The organism is Deltaproteobacteria bacterium PRO3 (assembly GCA_030263375.1).
Classification (GTDB): Bacteria; UBA10199; UBA10199; order DSSB01; family DSSB01; genus DSSB01.
In genome coordinates, this window is sequence record SZOV01000028.1 from 1 (window position 1) to 16630 (window position 16630).

General features: G+C 66.1%; 12 protein-coding genes. 7 read left to right on the top strand and 5 right to left on the bottom strand.

Annotated elements, in window-relative coordinates:
- Together FBR05_06255 and FBR05_06260 are read left to right on the top strand one after the other, a co-directional pair.
- Window positions 1-422: hypothetical protein (locus tag FBR05_06255; protein ID MDL1871789.1), on the top strand; the 422-nt coding region annotated here is incomplete at its 5' end.
- A gap of 21 nt (window positions 423-443) precedes the next feature.
- Window positions 444-719 carry a hypothetical protein gene (locus FBR05_06260; GenBank protein MDL1871790.1) on the top strand — a complete coding sequence of 92 codons (276 nt, stop codon included), beginning with the start codon at window positions 444-446 and terminating at the stop codon, window positions 717-719.
- 342 nt (window positions 720-1061) lie between these two features.
- On the opposite strand, the gene mpl is transcribed toward FBR05_06260, so the two are convergent.
- The 3 genes from mpl to FBR05_06275 all read right to left on the bottom strand — a co-directional run bounded on the left by mpl (window position 1062) and on the right by FBR05_06275 (window position 4670).
- Window positions 1062-2489 carry a UDP-N-acetylmuramate:L-alanyl-gamma-D-glutamyl-meso-diaminopimelate ligase gene (gene mpl, locus FBR05_06265; protein MDL1871791.1) on the bottom strand — a complete coding sequence of 476 codons (1428 nt, stop codon included), beginning with the start codon at window positions 2487-2489 and terminating at the stop codon, window positions 1062-1064.
- A 185-nt stretch (window positions 2490-2674) separates the two neighbouring features.
- On the bottom strand, window positions 2675-3745 hold the full coding sequence (locus FBR05_06270; protein MDL1871792.1) for a beta-lactamase family protein: 1071 nt from the start codon (window positions 3743-3745) through the stop codon (window positions 2675-2677).
- Window positions 3738-4670: an LD-carboxypeptidase gene (locus tag FBR05_06275; GenBank protein ID MDL1871793.1), complete on the bottom strand. Its 933-nt coding sequence runs from the start codon at window positions 4668-4670 to the stop codon at window positions 3738-3740. The genes FBR05_06270 and FBR05_06275 overlap by 8 nt, the downstream gene beginning before the upstream one ends.
- Window positions 4671-4741: 71 nt before the next feature.
- Here FBR05_06275 and FBR05_06280 point away from each other — a divergent pair, with 71 nt between their 5' ends.
- Window positions 4742-5119: a hypothetical protein gene (locus FBR05_06280; GenBank protein ID MDL1871794.1), complete on the top strand. Its 378-nt coding sequence runs from the start codon at window positions 4742-4744 to the stop codon at window positions 5117-5119.
- A 54-nt stretch (window positions 5120-5173) separates the two neighbouring features.
- The gene (gene lipA / locus FBR05_06285; protein ID MDL1871795.1) at window positions 5174-6076 is read left to right on the top strand and encodes a lipoyl synthase; all 903 of its coding nucleotides are present in this window, start codon (window positions 5174-5176) and stop codon (window positions 6074-6076) included.
- Here lipA and FBR05_06290 read toward each other — a convergent pair.
- Window positions 6047-10441, bottom strand: a complete 4395-nt coding sequence (locus FBR05_06290; GenBank protein MDL1871796.1) for a hypothetical protein — start codon at window positions 10439-10441, stop codon at window positions 6047-6049. The two genes, lipA and FBR05_06290, sit on opposite strands and share 30 nt — an antisense overlap.
- 241 nt (window positions 10442-10682) lie before the next feature.
- On the opposite strand from FBR05_06290, the gene FBR05_06295 reads away from it, so the two are divergent.
- Window positions 10683-14336, top strand: coding sequence for a hypothetical protein (locus tag FBR05_06295; GenBank protein ID MDL1871797.1), 3654 nt, complete (start codon window positions 10683-10685; stop codon window positions 14334-14336).
- On the opposite strand, the gene FBR05_06300 is transcribed toward FBR05_06295, so the two are convergent.
- A complete protein-coding gene (locus FBR05_06300; GenBank protein MDL1871798.1) occupies window positions 14333-14971 on the bottom strand; it encodes a CPBP family intramembrane metalloprotease in 639 nt (212 codons plus the stop codon). The genes FBR05_06295 and FBR05_06300 overlap by 4 nt on opposite strands.
- Before the next feature lie 197 nt (window positions 14972-15168).
- Between FBR05_06300 and FBR05_06305 the strand changes: the two genes are divergently transcribed.
- Window positions 15169-16065, top strand: coding sequence for an ATP phosphoribosyltransferase (locus FBR05_06305; GenBank protein MDL1871799.1), 897 nt, complete (start codon window positions 15169-15171; stop codon window positions 16063-16065).
- Window positions 16066-16121: 56 nt separating this feature from the next.
- Window positions 16122-16553, top strand: coding sequence for a 4Fe-4S dicluster domain-containing protein (locus tag FBR05_06310; GenBank protein MDL1871800.1), 432 nt, complete (start codon window positions 16122-16124; stop codon window positions 16551-16553).
- Window positions 16554-16630: the final 77 nt, after the last annotated feature.

A 16630-nucleotide genomic window follows, 5' to 3' on the forward strand; every position in this document is an offset into this window, starting at 1 on the left:
ATCTGCGCAACACGGTCGACATCCTCGACCCCGCCTCCGAAACCTGGCGTCGGCTGATCGACGACCTGGACGAGGCGGCCTTCCGCAAGATCGTCGAACGCGGCGAATACGCCCTGCTCAGCCAACGCCTCAACATTTTAAGCGGCGTCAAAAACGGCTTCGAGCTCGACTTTCACGGACACCGCGCCTTCGCGGTCAATTGGAGCCTCGAGGCCAGCGACATCGGAGAGTATATCTACAAGGAAATGGGCTATGCCGTGGCGATCCTTTTTTATTACACGGGCAAGGTGTGGAGCTTCAGCCTGCGCTCGCCCATCGTCGACGTCAGCGAGCTGGCGCAGAAGTACGGCGGCGGCGGGCATCCGGGTGCCTCGGGCTTTCGGCAAGACTCGATCGACTGGCTCCTGAAGCTGAAAAAATAAAGGGCGGATCGCTCCGCCCTTTTGGGAATACTCCAAAATATTTCAAATCACTTCGCCGCGGGCTTCTTGGCCGGGGCCGCCTCGGGCTTGGCCGCGGGGGCCGCGTCCTTATGCGCGGTGGTCACCGCCGGGGCCGCGGGCTTCGCGGGGGGCTGGGCGGAGGCCGTCGGATTTTCCGACATGCAGAACTGGATGATCTTCTCGTACTTGCCGTCCTCGAAGGAGAAGGTCGACTTGGTGCCACTGCGGTGCGCGGCAACCGCCGCAACCGGCTGGCCGCCGGCGCCGAAGGTGTAGCCGATCAGGCAGCCGGTGTCGCTGAAGTAGGTGTAGCGGGTCGGCGCGCCTTCTTGAAAGGTGTTGATGGTCAGGTAGACCAGGTTGTGCCCGGTGCCGGTGATCGTGTCCCTGCCGTTGGGCAAGCCGCCCTTGCAGGTGACGGTGACGCCCTCCTTGCCGCAGACGAAACCGTTGGCCGAAAAGACCGGCGTGGCGGCCGAGGCGGGGGCGGCGGCCAAGACGAGGGCCGCGAGGGCAAGGGCGATAAACGTGTGCTTCATAGAATCTCCTATAGAAAGAACCCGAGGGACGGGGTGAAGCCTTAATGGAATCCAGGCGTCTTACGCAATAGCCTTTCCTTTAGGTCGTTTTATTTCGCAAAGCCTGCAATATCTTTTGGTGAATCCCGCCGAAGCCACCGTTGCTCATGAACAGCAGGACGTCGCCGGGCCGCGACTCCTCGGCCAGGGCGGCCACCATGGCCTCGACCCCGGAAATATGCCGCGCCTTGGGCTCCGGCGCGGAACGGTTGACCGCCGCGGCCACCGTGTCGACGTCGAGCACCTTCCCGCTCTTCACCTTCTCGGGCATGAAGACGTCGGCCAAAAGGACCCGGTCGGCCTCGGCGAAGGCGGCGGGGTAGTCTTCTTGGAAGACGTCGCGCTTGCTGGAGTTGCTGCGCGGCTCGAAGACGGCCCAGAGCCGACGGCCGGGGTACTTTTTGCGCACCGCCGCGACCGTCTCCTTCACCGCGGTCGGGTGATGCGCGAAGTCGTCGATCACCAGGACGCCGCCGATCTCGCCCAGCACGTCCTGGCGGCGCTTGACCCCCTGGAAGGTCGCCAGGCCTTGGCGGATTTCCTGCCAGCTCAATCCCAAATTCAGACAGAGGGCGACGACGCCCAGGGCATTGCTGACGTTGTGGGCGCCGGGCATCTCCCAGGAGACTTCGTGGTGGCAGCACTCCTTGCCGTGCTCGCGCGAGGCGACGCAGAAGCTTGTCCGCTCGCCCGTGGCGAGGATTTCGCCGAAATAGTCCGCCCGATCGTGCAGCTCGGGATTCATGGCGTAGGTGACCGACGGATGGGCGAAATCCCGAAGAAGCTCGGCGACGACGGGAAAATCCAAGTTGGCGACCAGGCTCCCCTCGGCGGGGAGGATCCCGAGCAGGCGGCGGAAGGCGGATTTGACGTGCTCGAGGTCGGTGTAGATGTCGGCGTGGTCGAATTCGACGCTGGTGAGCAGGACGTGCCGCGGCCGGTAATGCAAGAACTTCGGCCCCTTGTCGAAGAAGGCGGTGTCGTACTCATCGCCCTCGAGGACGAAATACTCGCCCTTCCCCAGCTTGAAATTGCTCCCGAAGTTTTTCGGCAGACCGCCGATGAAGAAGCTGGGGTCTTTCCCGGCGGATTCCAGCACCCAGGCCAAGAGCGAGGCGGTCGTGGTCTTGCCGTGGGTCCCCGCGACGACCAGGGGCGTCTTGCCCTCGAGGAAGAAGCGCGAGAGCGCCTGAGGCATGGAGACATGCGGGATGTTTTTCGCCAGGACCTCCTCGGCCTCCGGGTTGCCGCGCGAGATGGCGTTGCCGACGACGACCAGGTCCGGCGGGGATTTCAGATGGCCGGCGCTATAGGGAGAGAAAATCGGGATCCCCGCCTGCTCGAGGATAGTGCTCATCGGCGGGTAAACGTTCTGGTCGCTGCCCTGCACCTCGTGTCCCGAGGCCTTCAACATGCCCGCCAGGCTGGCCATTCCGGTGCCGCAGATGCCGATGAGGTGGATCTTCATGATTTTTTCGCCTTGGAAATAATGTCTTGCTGGGGGTTGAAGGGGGAGGGCATCCGCCCCCTGAGCTTTAGCCAGCCCGAACTTGCTTCGGGCTGGCGAATCACCCCGCAGATGCCGATGAGGTGGATCTTCATAGCTTGAGGGTCCTGGCACAAATGAAGGGCTTTGTCATGGGGGAAACGATTTCAAGCGGGGGGATTTTCCCAAAAGAGGTCGTAGATCCTCGGCCGAAATTCCTTGATCGCCTCGTTGTCGCGCGAGGGGTGGACGCGGTTGGTGAGCAGGACGGCGTATTTCTCGTCGGCCAAGTCGATCCATAGGCTGCAGCCGGTGAAGGCGAGGTGGCCGATCGAGCTATTCGGCGCGAAATACCTCCCGGCCTGGCTGCCGGAGGGACTGACGGTGTCCCAACCCAACTTGAGCGGAGCCTCGCCGTCGAAGAAGGCCAAAAAGGCCTCGCGGCGCAGCAGCCTCCCGGCGCCGCGGCGGGCGGCCAAAATTTCCCGGGCGAAGATCTCCAGGTCCAAGGCGTTGCCGAAGAGCCCCGCGTGGCCCGCCGCCCCGCCCAGGACGTGGGCGTTGTCGTCGTGGACCTCGCCGCAAAGCAGGCGGCCGCGCCAGGGGCAGAGCTCGGTGGCGGCGATGTCCTGCGGCATGACGCGGTCGGGGTGGTTCAAGGGGTGGAACATCGTGCGCGTCATCCCCAGCGGCACGGCCACCTCGTCCCAAAACAGGCCTTCCAGGCGCCGGCCCGCGAGCTCTTCCAGCAGGAAGCCCAGGAGGATGAAGCCCAAGTCGCTGTAGATCCGCTTCGTCACCGGCGGCGCCTCCAGCGGCACCTCGGCGATGCGCGCCAGGTAAAACTCCCGCACCTGCTCGTAGCTCCAGCCCTTGCCGCGCGCGGCCTCGAAGAGCGGCAACCATGCCGGTAGGCCGGAATGGTGCTGCAGAAGCTGCCGCACGGTCAGGGCCTCCTTGCGCCGGAACTCGGGGAGGTAGTCCTGGAGTTGCGCCTCCAGATCCAGGCGGCCCGACTGCCAGGCCAGCATGCAGAGCGTGGTCGTCGCCACCGGCTTGGTCAGCGAGGCGATGTCGAAGAGGGAATAGTCGCCGACCGGACGCGCGCCGGGCTCGTGGCTCAAAGACCCGAAGGCCCCGCGGTACAGGGTTTTGGCGCCGCGCCCCGCGATCCACTGCGCCCCGCTGAAGACCTTGCCGGCGATGGCCTCGCCGAATGCCGCGGCAATCTTATCCATCGGAGAGCGCGCCTTCCTCGAAGATCAGGGCGGGGCGATCCGCGTCGAGGGTCACTCGCGTCCCGAGGGGGATGGTCCAAGAATCGTCGAGGTGGCCGGAGGGAAAGCCGAACAGGATCGGCACCTGCAGGTCGGCCAGCAGGTCGAGCAGGAGGTCCATGATCACCGCGGGCAGGTCGTGGGCGTCTTTCAAGGGCCCGAAGACGATGCCGCGGACTTCGTCCAACAGACCGGCGAGCCGCAGGTGGGTAATCATCCGGTCGATCGAGTAGAGCTTTTCGCCGACGTCCTCGAGGTAGAGGATCGCGTCGCGGGTGTCGAGCTGGTAGGGCGTCCCGAGGGAGCAGACGATGAGCGAGAGACAGCCTCCGACCAGGCGCCCCTCGGCCCGGCCGGGGTGCAGGGCGGCCAGGCCCTCGGGCTGCAGGGCGCCGAGCGGCCGGGGGTCGCCCAAGCTGCGCAGGAGCGAGGCCTCGCCCGGCGCCGCCATCCGCGCACCGATGTCCTTCGCCACGACCGGTCCCTGGAAGGTCACCCAGCCCCAGCGCTGCTGCGCGAACATCAAGAGCGAGGTGATGTCGGAGTAGCCCATCAGGATCTTGGGCGGCAAATCCTTGGGCAGGGTCTCCAAGAGGGGCAGCAGCCGCATCGAGCCGTAGCCGCCGCGGGCGGTGAAGATGGCGCGCACCTCGTCGTCGAGGAGATATTCCTTCAATTCATGGAAACGCCGCGCATCGTCGCCGGCGAGGAAGCGTTTTTTGGAAAAGATGTCTTCGCGGAAGCGGACCCGGAAGCCCAGGCCCTCAAGCCGGGCCACCCCTTGGAGGAAGGCCTCGCGGTCGAAGCAGCTGGCCGGGGCCGCGACGGCGAGGGTGTCCCCCGGGCGCAGGGGCGGGGGTTTTTTGAGGGTCCTTAAGGGGGACATTCGCCCGATAAATAGCGCGAAGCGCGGCCCGCATACAGGAATATTTATTTGGTGCAGGGCCGAAGCCCGGCGTGTTAAAGTTTTCGACGATGAAGGTCTATCTCACCCTCCTCTTTCCCAAGACCGCCGCCTCGGGGGCCACCCTCGAGCGCTGGCTGCACAAGACGGGGACCGAGCTTAAGGCGGGCGACGCCTTGCTTGCCTTTCACGCCAACGGCCGCTCCGAGACCCTCCCCTGCGCGGCCTCAGGCACCCTCAAGGTCACCCTCTGCCGGGAGGGAGAAGAACTCCCGCGCGGCGCGGGGATCGCCGTCCTGAACAGCCCCGAAGTCCAGGCCCGCGAGATCGAAAAACGAGGCCTGGGAAAAATTCTCACCCCCGACGAATACCAAGACGCCCTCGCCCACGCCGAGGCCGCCAGCATCCGTCTCCCTCCCGAAGAACTTTAATCTAGACAGCCCCAGGCCGGGGTGCTTGACTGATGGCATGGACGGTCGCCCCGCATGAAACCCGCTTGGCTCAAATCGAGGATCCCCTCCGGGCAAAACTACCTCCAGCTGAAGGGCATGCTCAAAGAGCTGCGGCTGAACACCGTCTGCGAGGAAGCCCACTGCCCCAACATCGCCGACTGCTGGGAGCGCCAAACCGCGACCGTGATGATCATGGGCGACATCTGCACTCGGAGCTGCGGCTTCTGCGCGGTGAAGACGGGCAAGCCTTTCGAGCTGGACGCGCAAGAGCCCGAGCACGTCGCCGAGGCGATCGCGCGGCTGGGACTGAAGCACGTCGTCATCACCTCGGTGGACCGCGACGACCTGCCCGACGGCGGGGCCGGGCACTTCGCCAAGACCATCCGCGAGGTCAAGGCACGCTGTCCCGAGACCCAGGTGGAAGTATTGATCCCGGACTTCCGCGGCAAGGGCGACAGCTTGCATCGCATCTTCGAGGCCGAGCCGCACATCCTCAACCACAACCTCGAGACGGTGAAGCGGCTCCAAAAAACAGTTCGCCCCCAGGCCAGCTACGAGCGCTCGCTGGAGGTGCTGCAACTCGCTTCGCAGGCGGGAATGGTGGCGAAGAGCGGCCTGATGCTGGGCTTGGGCGAGAGCGACACGGAATTGCGCGAGGCCCTGCGCGACCTGCGCGAGGTCGGCCGCGTGACGATCCTGACTTTGGGGCAATACCTGCGCCCGACGCCGCAGCACCTCGAGGTGCAACGCTACGTACCGCCGCTGGAATTCGAGGCCTGGGGGAGGTTCGCCGAGGATCTGGGCTTCGAATACGTCGCCAGCGGGCCGATGGTCCGCAGCTCCTACCACGCCGACGAGGCGGCGCGCCGCTTCGCCCCGACGCCCCCCGAGGCGGGCAAATCGGACCTACCTGGGCTTACCTTGAAAACGCCTTAAGCGGACCGACGAATCGACTTCGGATGCTTTGAACCCGTCGGACACCAAGGCCCGTTTGAGTTCCGAAAACCGGCCCGTCGGGAGGGTGACGCTGAGATAACCGCGCCCCCGCTCGACTAACACCGGCGGGAGCGGGTCGGGAAAGCTGAGCGGAGCAGGGACCAGCAAGGCGACGGAAAAATCCGATTTCGGGTCCGGCAAACTCCGGAGCGCCACCCACACGGCGCCATACCAAAACCGCCTCCGTGCCTGGATGTCGCGGGAATCTTCCGGCGTCGGCAAAGAGACAAGCTTCGGGTTGGCGTAATTCCACACGCGCCGCGCCTCCAAAAGCCCTCGCTTCCGCAAAATTCGCAGGGCCAGCGTCAGCTGGGGATTTCGGTAGGTCCCGTATTGATGAATTTCTTTGGTGACGTCCCGAGCCAGGGTCCAGTCCATTTGCTTCGGGTAGCGCGGGGCGAGCCCGGCGATGCCGGCCAAGACGTATTCCTGCGCGACCTTCCAAAGGTGGTGATCTCTCGGCAGGTTCTGGCGGCGCAACAAGAGGACCGCATCCAAGATCAATCCCGGCCTCTCGAGGGCGAACAGCCTCAACAAGATCGGCGGGACCGCGGGCGGATTCGCCTCGAGGATTCTCGACAACTCCCGCCAAGCCGCCTTGTCGCCGGCCTCGACCCGCTCGATCAAAGGCAAGTACCGTCGAATGTAGGAATAGCTCTCGGACGTCGGCCCCTGCCGCTCTTGGACCTCCGGCACGGGGAGCCATCCGCGTCGTGCCAAGGCCTGATTGACGTCCTGCAATACATAATCACGGAGCGCCCCGAACCGTTCGAAGAAATTTTCGGTCAAGGCTCGCAGGTCCCCCAACTGGGTCAGGCCGTTTTCCGACATCAGCCGCTGGGTGAGGGTGGCTAGGCCCAGGCTTCGGAGGGGCGTGGCCATTTCTCCCTCCCAATTCGGCCGATGGAACGGATCCGCGGGCTCTTCCCGGTGAAAGGGGAGAAGGTACCGGCTCATGGAGGGATGCCGCAGCTTGCTTAAGGTCTCCAGCTCGATCTGCCGCACCCGCTCGGGGGTTATCATGCCTAGCCTAGGCGCTATCTTATTGAGAGTCGAGGGCTCGGCCTCGCCCAGCCCATAGCGCAGCTCCAACACTTGCCTTCTATTGTCGGAAAGCTGGGACAACACGGCCCGAACATTCTCCGCCAATCTTTTCGCATCCAATCTCTCGACCGGCGTCTCCGCCTCCGGAGGCAGGCGCGGCTGCTCGCTCCCCCATAGCGAAGACAGCTTGACGTTTCCCGCGACGTCCAAGGCGTCCAAATAGTTGGGATCGAATCTTTCTTCCAAACCCTCGACCGCCGCCTCGCGATCCTTGGCCCCGCGGCCCCGCTCGGTCACAAAGGCTCCGATCGCATTGCGCAGGACCTCCGAGTCAGCGACGCCGGAGTCGAGTAGCCAGCGATAGACTTCCTCCAAACTTTGCGGCTGAAGGGAAAACTGGCCTCGAAACCGGTGGATCATCGTGCTGTATTGCGTTTTGGAAATGGCGCCGCTTCCCACCAAGGACCGCAAGCTTCCACTCCCCGCCTGGAGTAGGACCGCCCTTCGGAACAAGCGCGTCAGGTTCCTCTGGGCCTCCCCCATCTCCGCAGGAAAGGGATAGGCGGTTTCCAATAAAACCATTTTGTCCTGGAGCCAGGCCTCGCCCAAAGCGGTCGGGGAAATTCCCAACCGCTTGGCAAGCTGAACCGCCTCCAGATGGGTCTCCGGCAGGATACCGTGCAGCAGGGCGTCGCACTCGGCGAGCCGCAGCTTCGCCTGCTCGGACATGCGGAGGACGTCGCCGCCGAATTGCTCCTGCAAGACCTCCCGAATTTGCCGAGCGAAGGAGTCCGTCTCCGCTTGCAGAGACGCCGTCTCCCCCGAAGCGCCCGGCGTCAAGAGCGGCTTGCGGCCCCGCGGCGGCTTGGCGGGGGCGGACCCCTTCGCTCCCACCTCGGTCTCGCCGGGGCGGTAGACCCGGCCGGGGGGTGGCTTGCGATACGCGCCCAAGAGGGTGGCGGCGCTCTGCGCCCGCTGCAAGGGCATCGCCCTGCCCTCCATCGTGACGATCAAGACATCGCGCTGCGCCTCGCCTTCCTGGCGGGCCAGCGGGCGGCTGGAACGCTGGGCGAAGAGATTCCAGGACGAGGTCTGGTAGCCGTGGATCACGCCGTGGACGCCCAAGGCGCGAAACGAGGCGGCGAGGCGGCGGACGCCGATCAAGACCTTAGCGCCCTCCCCGCTCGAGAATCGCTGCGTAACCAAGTCGACGTTTCGGTCGGCGGTCTCGCCCGTGACCGCCACGGCATAAGCGGGGCCCAGGCGGGCGTTGAAATCCGCCTCCAAATCCTTCGCGGCCTGGACGGACTGGACGAAGACCATGGCCTTCTTCCCGCCCAAGTACTGCTCGTAGGTTTCCAGGATCCTGCGCCGATTTTCCGGGGTATTGCGCATCGCCACGAGGGACTCCGCCCCGTCCTCGACCCGCTCCGAATCCTCCGCCGTTTTTCCGTAGGGAACCTCCAGGCCGTAGACCCGATGCAGGTAGCCCTCTTGGACGAACCAATTCAGCCCGCGACCGGCGAGGAAGGTGTCGCCGAAGAACTCCCGCACGTGACGGCCGTCTTCGCGCTCCCCAGTCCCGCCCAGTCCCAGGGCGAACTTGTCCCGGCTCCGCGTCGGACGTCCTTCGCCGTCGACGAAGCCCAAGGTGCCCAGGATGAGCCGCCAGCTGTCGGCCAAGACGTAGGTCAGCTCGTCGACGACGACCAGGCCGAAACGCTCCGGTTGAAAGGGAAGGTCCCCGGCCGCGGCCTGCTTTAAATACCTCGCCAGGCTGTAGACGCTCGCCACGACGACCTCGCCGTCCAGATTTTTCTGTTGGGCGTCGAAGACGCTGACCCGGCCGCGGAAGGTGGTGGCGAGGTCCCTCAAGACCTGGGACTGGACGATCTTGAAGGGAGAAAGGACCAGGGTTTGCTTTCGGGGGAAGATGCCGCGGGCCGCCTCGGCCAAGGGGCCGATGATCAGGGATTTGCCGGTTTGAAAGGGCGAGAGGATGTAACCTCGATCGAGCAGAGTTGGGACGGGCCCCTGGCCGCCCTGGCTCGCGGCCTTGCGCATCGCCTCGACGGCGGCTTTCAGGTATTCGCGTTGGTAGGGCCGCAGGCGCAGGCCGGCCGCTTCGGGAGGCAAAGAGGGTTCGGCGGGGTGCCCTCCGCGGGCCTCGAGGGGTGCGACCTCCGGGGCCTTCCCGGCGGGGGACTTGCCCTGGGCCTTCGGATCCAGGCTCGAAGCCAGATAAACCGGGGAGCGCGGACCGGGATCGAGGTTGGGGACGGCGACGGTCGGCCCGGACACCCCGCCCGCCATCGCCAAGGGACGAAGCGACTCGAGGCGATTTAGCGTCGGGACAGCTTCAGCGGCGCGCAGATTCAGCGCCCGTTGCAAGCGCGCAAATCTCTCGCCTAGGACCCGATGGCCGAGCCGGCTGCCGATGCCCAAGCTGAACATCGAGGCCAAGGTGTCGGTGACGGCCGTCGCGCCGTCGACGTGCGGGCGCAGACCGACCTCCGCCTCGACCCGATGAGCCGCCATCAGGCCTAGGAACATCGCGACCTGCGGCAACGCCGCATGCTGAAACTTCTGAATCCTCCCGCCGAGGGAGGGCGCGCCCTGCAGCGCCCGCTGGGCCAAGTATCCAGAACCCTTCAAGGCCGCGAGGGTGATGGCCGCCCCCGCCAAGTCCTTGGCGACGCTCCCGCCGTCCCAGGAGACCGCTTCGCCTCCTAAATCCCGCAGTCCCCGGCTGGACAGCGCGAAGACCGGGACCTCCGCAGCGTAACCGAGCAGCCCGGCCGAGAGACGGGCGCCGAAGCCCCGCCGGTGCCAGGCGGCGCTCGCGCCGGAAAGCAGGCGGCCGAGGCTCGCCGCGCGCACCGACTGAAAGACGACCGAGCCCGCGATCATGGGGACGATCATCCGGTAGTCGGTCGCGTCCCGCACGAAGCGCCCGGCCAAGACCTCGAAGCGGGCCCCGAAGGCGCCTTGGCCCTGCAAGGCCTCGAGGCGGGACCGGGCGCGCGAAACCACCTCGGCGGCGGGGCCCGGCGGCGGCTGCGAATCCAGCGCGGCGATCGCGGCGTAGAGCTCGGCGGCCGACGCGAGCTCTCCGCCCTCGCGCAGCCGGTCCGCGAAGCCTAGCGCGCCTTGAAAAAACAAGGTCGGATCGGTCTCCAGACCCAGCTGCCGCCATTCGCGCGCGTAAGCGGGATGGGCGAGGCAGGGCAATGCTTGGAAGGCCTCCAAGAACTGAGACACGGAGTTCGACGGCGCGGTTCCCGGGAGGGGATCGCGATGTGCATGGCCGCGCGACAGACGCGGGCCGGCCCCGGCATGCATAGACACCTTCAAATCTTTGAATTTAAGCCTTAGGTAGGTAAGCCACGACTTATCGTTGGGAGGACCGAAAAGTTGCGCCGCCGCGGAACCGAAGACTGCGGCAACTGCCGCCGCCTGCCGCCGATAATCTCTCACACCTCGGGGGCCCCGACGGAGCCCCTTGTCTCCCCCGTTTTTCAACTTCAACCGCCGCCTGCCGGGCCTCGCGACCCTGGCCCGCCTGCAGCCGACGCCGGTGAGGCCCGGCGAGCCCGACGCGTCCTATTTGGACGCCCGCCGGGAGGCCTTCCGCGACAGTTTCGCCCGCGCGGGGGAAGGGGATCCCGCCGCGCCGGCGGGCGACCTCGAGGCGGCGATCACCCTGGCCGAAAGCATGGCCCGCGGCGGCTCGCTCGGGGAGTACGCGGCGGTGCTCAACTTCCGCGCCCTGCAGCTGGAAAGGGCCCGCGAGCCGGCCGAGCGCGGTCGGATCCGCGCGGCGGCGCTGCGCTGGGCGGAGGAGGCGTTGCAAGCCGTCTCCACCGCGCCAGGCTTCACCCGCGACCGGGTCCGCGCCCTCTACGACAACGTCCTGGCCTTGAGCGCCGTCCTCGCCCGCGAGGGCCGGGCCGAATTACCCGAGGCAGAACGGGAATTGCTGCGGAGCTTCTTCGTCCAGATCCGCGGCGGCATCGAGCAGCACCGCCTCGAGAGCGGGTCCCATCCCGAGTACGCGCCCATCCCCGAATATTTCGAGAGCTACGCCCGCGCCGAGCAGGCCCTGTTAGAGGGCGAGACCGAGGCGGCGCTGCGGGCCTTCCTCGAGACGCGCGCGTCGATTCGCGACCTGCCCGGTGCGGGCCTGTTTCGTACCCGCGTCGAGCGCGGGACGGAGTACGCGATCCGCGCCCTGCAGGGCGACAGCTCGGGGACCTTTTTGGAAAACCTGCGCAGCCGCTCGAGCCTCGACGCCCTCCTGCTCTTCGACCAAGTCGACGGCGGCGCCCAGGCGGATCTACAAGCCTTAAGCCTGGCGGCCCTCGCCCTTGCGGAGGGAGACTGGCGCGGTGCCGGCGCCCGCGGCCTCTTGGAATTTCTGCGCGGCGTCCCCGCCTATCCGGAAGGCGAGGTCACCGCCGTCCTTCAGGATTTGGAGGCCATTTACGCCTCACGGCCCGAGTTTCGAAGGGCCTGCAAGGCCGGACACTTCGCCCCGGCCGACGCCTCTACGGACGCCGTATGCCGGGCCCTGCTCCGGCACGCCGCAATCGCTGCACGGCGCATCCTCGAACGGCAAGATCAGGAACCCTATGCAACCGTCTTTCGCCGCGACGCCGAAGACCGACCGCTGCGCCTAGCTGTGGAACGATTGCAAGAGTCGCCGGAGCTCACGCGCGAAATCCGGAACCTCTTGAACGTTCCCTCCAACCTGCCGCAGCGCCTCCTGGTGCAGCAGCTGGTGGAATACGGATCGCTGGCCGAGACGATGCTGGAGAGCCTGCCCGCCGCCACGCGCGAGCTGGCCGCCTATGCCGACTTCTCGCGCGCCGTCCTCCAAGTCGCCGATGGAGGCGCGGACCGACGGCGTCGGCGCCTCGAACAGCCCCTGTCGGATCTGGTCGAATCGCTGGGCGCCCTCTCCCGCGACGACGAACGCTACGCCCCGGCTTATGAGTATTTCTTCCGCAACCTCGCCGAGACCGAGGGCGAGATCGCGCCCGGCGTGACGCTTCCGGAGGCCCTGCGAAACCGCGCCGCCGCCCTGCGCGCCGCGCTCACCGACTTCAACGGCCGCCGCCTCTTCCGCCACCTGAGCTCCGCCGACTCGCTGCTCGGCCTGGCCGGCGGCATCGCGCTGACCGAGCTGATGCCCCTCGGCCTCCTGCGCTGGGCCCGCAACGGCGGGACCTGGCTGCGGGCCGGACGCCTCACCTGGCAGTCCGAGCTGGCGGTGGGTCTGGGCGTCGGCGTCGCAATGTCGGCGGTCGGCGGCGTCCACCACTTGGCGACCTCGCCGCGCCCCTGGCGCGAGGAGCTCCCGCGGGCCCTGCCCGCGCTCGCCCTCGGCACCCTGTTCAGCAGCCTCGGCATGGCGGGGACCATGGGCCTCGGACATTTAAGTCGCCGCGCCTTCCTCGCCGAGGGCGTGGCCGGTCCCGCGGCGCTGCGCTACTGGGGCGCCCGCGGCCTGACCTTCTTGGGCGGCGGCGGGCTGATGTTGGGCGCCGGCGTCCTGACGGAGGGAACGACCACCGGACATTGGCGACTACCCTCGGCCGAGACCGCCGCCGAGACCTACCTGCACTTCCTGATGTGGGACTTGGGCGCGGCCGGGCTGCGGCGCTTGGGCCACCGCTTCTGGTGGCGCGCGCAGCTGGGGCCGCAGCTCCTGCGCACGCGCGTCGAGCCGATGAGCGCTCGCCTGCAAGAGCGCAATCCCTGGCTGGCGCAAACGCCGGGTGAGATCGAGGCGCTGGAGGCCCATCTGGGGAGGCGGCTCCTCTCCGGACGCGACATGGCCGACCTTGAGAGCGGTCTCGCCGGAGGCCTGGAACCTTACTGGTACGATGGAACGATTGCCTTCCGCGCGCGCGCCGAGCCCGGGCCCCGCCGTGCGGAGCCGGCCCGAGTCGCGGCGCCTCCCGCCCCGGCCGACCGCGCCGACGAGGTCCGCGGCCCCGACCGGGCCTTGCCGGTCGAGCGGCGCCCGATGGACGCGATCCACAACATCACCTTCGAGACCCTCCAGGCCCTCTGGAACCTCCCGATGCGCGCCCTGCCCCGCGAGATCCTGAGCAGTCCCCTCCTGCGCCCGATCCACCACCTGCGAGTCGGCGGCCATGATTTTTACTTAAGCCGCGTGATCGAGGCGGTGCGGACCCGATCCAACGGCGAGACCGATCGGCGCCGCTACGTCTTGGCCTTGGTACCGGTCGAGGTGGAGGGACAAAGGGTCTTGAAGCGCCGGATGTTCTACGTCTCGGCCTCGGACGCGGGGGCCTGGCGGGCGAGCCCCTACATGGCCGGCGACGCCCACTTGGCCAAAGGCGTGGGCCGCCACTACACCCAAGAGACGCAGCCGGTCTGGGAGATCGCCGAGGCCCTGATGCGCCTGGAGCAAAGCGGACCTCGGCCCCACGAGATGCCCTTGACCCAACTCCTGCGCTACATCTCCACCGCCAGCGAGGCCCTGGGTCCTGCGGGGGTGCGCACGATGACCTTGGGCTTTCAAGAGGAAGTGGATTTTCCGCGACCCCTGGGCATCAGCAACCTGCGCGCCATGCGCCCCGGCAGCGCCTTCGCCCTGCCGCCCGGCTGGGGCTGGGGTTCGACCCACGACATCCAAAACACCCTGCGGCAAATGATCAGCCTCTCCTGGCCCGACGGTTTCATCCCGGACTTCCACGGCTCTCCCACCCGCGCGATGGCCCAGCCCAACAGCCTGCTGGGCCCCTTGGTCTTTCGGGAGTTCCGCGGCGCCACCGCCGTCGACGGCAACACCGGCCGGACGCGACCCTTGGTCTGGATCATGGGGGAAGACGGCGCGGGCCGCGCCTGGGTGCGGCACATCCACTACGGCGACAGCGAGGTGAATTCCTACGGCGTCTACGCGGACGTCCTCGAGTCCGGGATACTGACCTCGAAACCCCTGGAGTACTTCGAGCAGGCCGCCCTGCTGCCCGAGCCGCTGCGCCGCCCCTTCAACGGGGAATACGTCGACATCAGCCCGGCCCTCACCCTGCTCGAGCCGATCCGACGCTACCGCGAGTCCCGGGGCCTGAGGCCGATGCTCCGCGAGGAAGACACGCCGACGGTCCTGAACCCCGAACGCTAACCGTAAAGGCTGTAGAGGTTGTTGGCGAAATGCGCGAGGATGCACAGCGCCAGATTGTTGCGCCAGTGCCGCAACCAGCCGAGGTAGGCCCCCAACAGGAAATAATAGACGAAGTACCAGGGATTGACGTGGGCGATCGCGAAGAAGAGCGCGGTCAAGAGGATGCCCTTCCCGACGCCGAAGCTCGAGACCATCATCCCCTGCATGAGGCCGCGGAAGAAGAGCTCCTCGCAGACCGCGGGCACCGCCGCCAAGACGAAAAACTTGAGCAGGGTGTCGAGGAAGGTCTCCCGCCGCATCAAGGTCTCGTAGAAGGCCTCGACGCTCTCCGGCAGGGGCCAGACCTTCGTTTGCAGCTCCACCAAGAGGGCGATCGGCACGATGACCAGGGCGGTGAAGAGCAGGACCCAGAGCACCTCCTGGAAGGGCGGCCGGCGGATCGGGAAGGTCTTCTTGAGCGAGAGGCCCGTGAGCTGGGCGTAGACCACCCCCGGCAGGGCAAGGATGAAGATCTCGTTGATGCTGATCCCCAAGAGGCCGAGCTTATACTGCAAGAGCCCGCCCACCGACAGGTAGACGGCGACGAGGAAGCAGTAGAGGGCGAAGGCCTGGGTGGCGCGGGTGCCTTTTTCCATGGGGGGCCAAGAGATCCAAGGCCGTTCGGCCGTGCAAAGGGTGCGAGGGCTTAAGGCCTCATAGGCGTCTGCCTACGGGCTCCGAGCCGACTCCCAAAGTGCTGAAAAAACCCGCTCCCCTCAAGGGATATTTTTTCGAGGTGACAGATCGGCTGGTTTTGGTAAGGAGCTAGGCCCACACGGAGAAGGCAGGATTTATGAAAAAAGCCCCCAAAATCGAGACCCCGCAGCTGCGCTTCGGCTTCCCCAAGGGGAGCCTGCAAGACTCGACCTTCCGCCTCTTCCACAAGGCCGGCTACAAGATCTCGGTGGGCTCCCGCTCCTACGTCCCCACCGTCGACGACCCCGAGCTCTCCGGCCTGCTGATCCGCTCGCAAGAGATGGCCCGCTACGTCGAAGACGAGGTCCTCGACGCCGGGATGTGCGGCCGCGACTGGGTGCTGGAAAACGACTCCGACGTGGTCGAGGTCTGCGAGCTGAAATACTCCAAGCAGACCAACCGCCCGATCCGCTGGGTGGTCGCCGTCCCTAATGATTCGACTATCCAAAGCATCAAACAATTGAAGGGCAAGCGCATCGCCACCGAGCTGGTCGGCTACACGCGGCGTTACCTCAAGAAGCACGGCGTGACGGCCAACGTCGAGTTCAGCTGGGGCGCCACCGAGGTGAAGCCGCCCGTGCTGGCCGACGCCATTGTCGAGCTCACCGAGACCGGCTCCTCGCTGCGCGCGAACAACCTGCGCATCCTCGAGACCATCCTCGAATCGGTCACGGTCCTGATCGCCAACAAGAAGGCCTACAAAGACCCCTGGAAGCGCCAGAAGATCGAAAACATCGCCATGCTCCTGCAGGGCGCCATCCTCGCCGAGGAGAAGGTCGGCCTCAAGATGAACGTCCCCAAGAAGAGCCTCAGCACCGTCCTGGCCAAGCTGCCGGCCCTCAATTCCCCGACCATCTCGCACCTGACCAACGAGGAGTGGGTCAGCGTCGAGGTCATCCTGAACGAGCAGGTGGTCCGCGACATCCTCCCCGAGATCAAGCGCGCCGGCGCCTCGGGGATCGTCGAATACCCGTTAAACAAGGTGATTCCCTAGGCTTGACAGGCCTTCCCCCTAGCCGCTAAGGGGAAAATCCGTTAAGGTATGGATCTATGTCCGAAACTCCCGAAGTCAAAAGCGAAACGCCCGCCGACCCCAATGCCTGGGTGCCCAATTTCACCCTGCCCAAGGCGGCCGAGGGCAAAGAAGTCTTAGTGGCCTCCTGTCCCCCGGAAGAGGAGTACAAGAAGGTCAAGCTCAAGAAGAAGCCGAAGACCGTCGCCGTGGTCGACGAGGACTCCTGCGTGGGCTGCGAGTACTGCGTCCACGTCTGCCCCATCCCCAACTGCCTGGCCCTGGTTTCCCGCGAGGACAACCCGGCCCAGATCGAGACCACCTGCGTGGTCAACGAGGACACCTGCATCGCCTGCCGCAACTGCGAGACCGCCTGCCCCTACGACGCCATCCACGTGGTCAAACGCGAGGAGATCGAGCAGTGGAAGCACTCGGTCAACCTGCCCAAGCTGGCGGTGGGCGAAGAATAACTATTTGATTTTATTAGATTTATAATATTGTTTGGAAATACTTCGCAACGGATCGTCGAAGCCCTCGATAATAGGTA

Coding starts and splice junctions, on each gene's coding strand:
- FBR05_06310 (MDL1871800.1), top strand. CDS start 16,122: ATGTCCGAAACTCCCGAAGTCAAAAGCGAAACGCCCGCCGACCCCAAT.
- FBR05_06300 (MDL1871798.1), bottom strand. CDS start 14,971: ATGGAAAAAGGCACCCGCGCCACCCAGGCCTTCGCCCTCTACTGCTTC.
- FBR05_06275 (MDL1871793.1), bottom strand. CDS start 4,670: ATGTCCCCCTTAAGGACCCTCAAAAAACCCCCGCCCCTGCGCCCGGGG.
- FBR05_06305 (MDL1871799.1), top strand. CDS start 15,169: ATGAAAAAAGCCCCCAAAATCGAGACCCCGCAGCTGCGCTTCGGCTTC.
- mpl (MDL1871791.1), bottom strand. CDS start 2,489: ATGAAGATCCACCTCATCGGCATCTGCGGCACCGGAATGGCCAGCCTG.
- FBR05_06270 (MDL1871792.1), bottom strand. CDS start 3,745: ATGGATAAGATTGCCGCGGCATTCGGCGAGGCCATCGCCGGCAAGGTC.
- lipA (MDL1871795.1), top strand. CDS start 5,174: ATGAAACCCGCTTGGCTCAAATCGAGGATCCCCTCCGGGCAAAACTAC.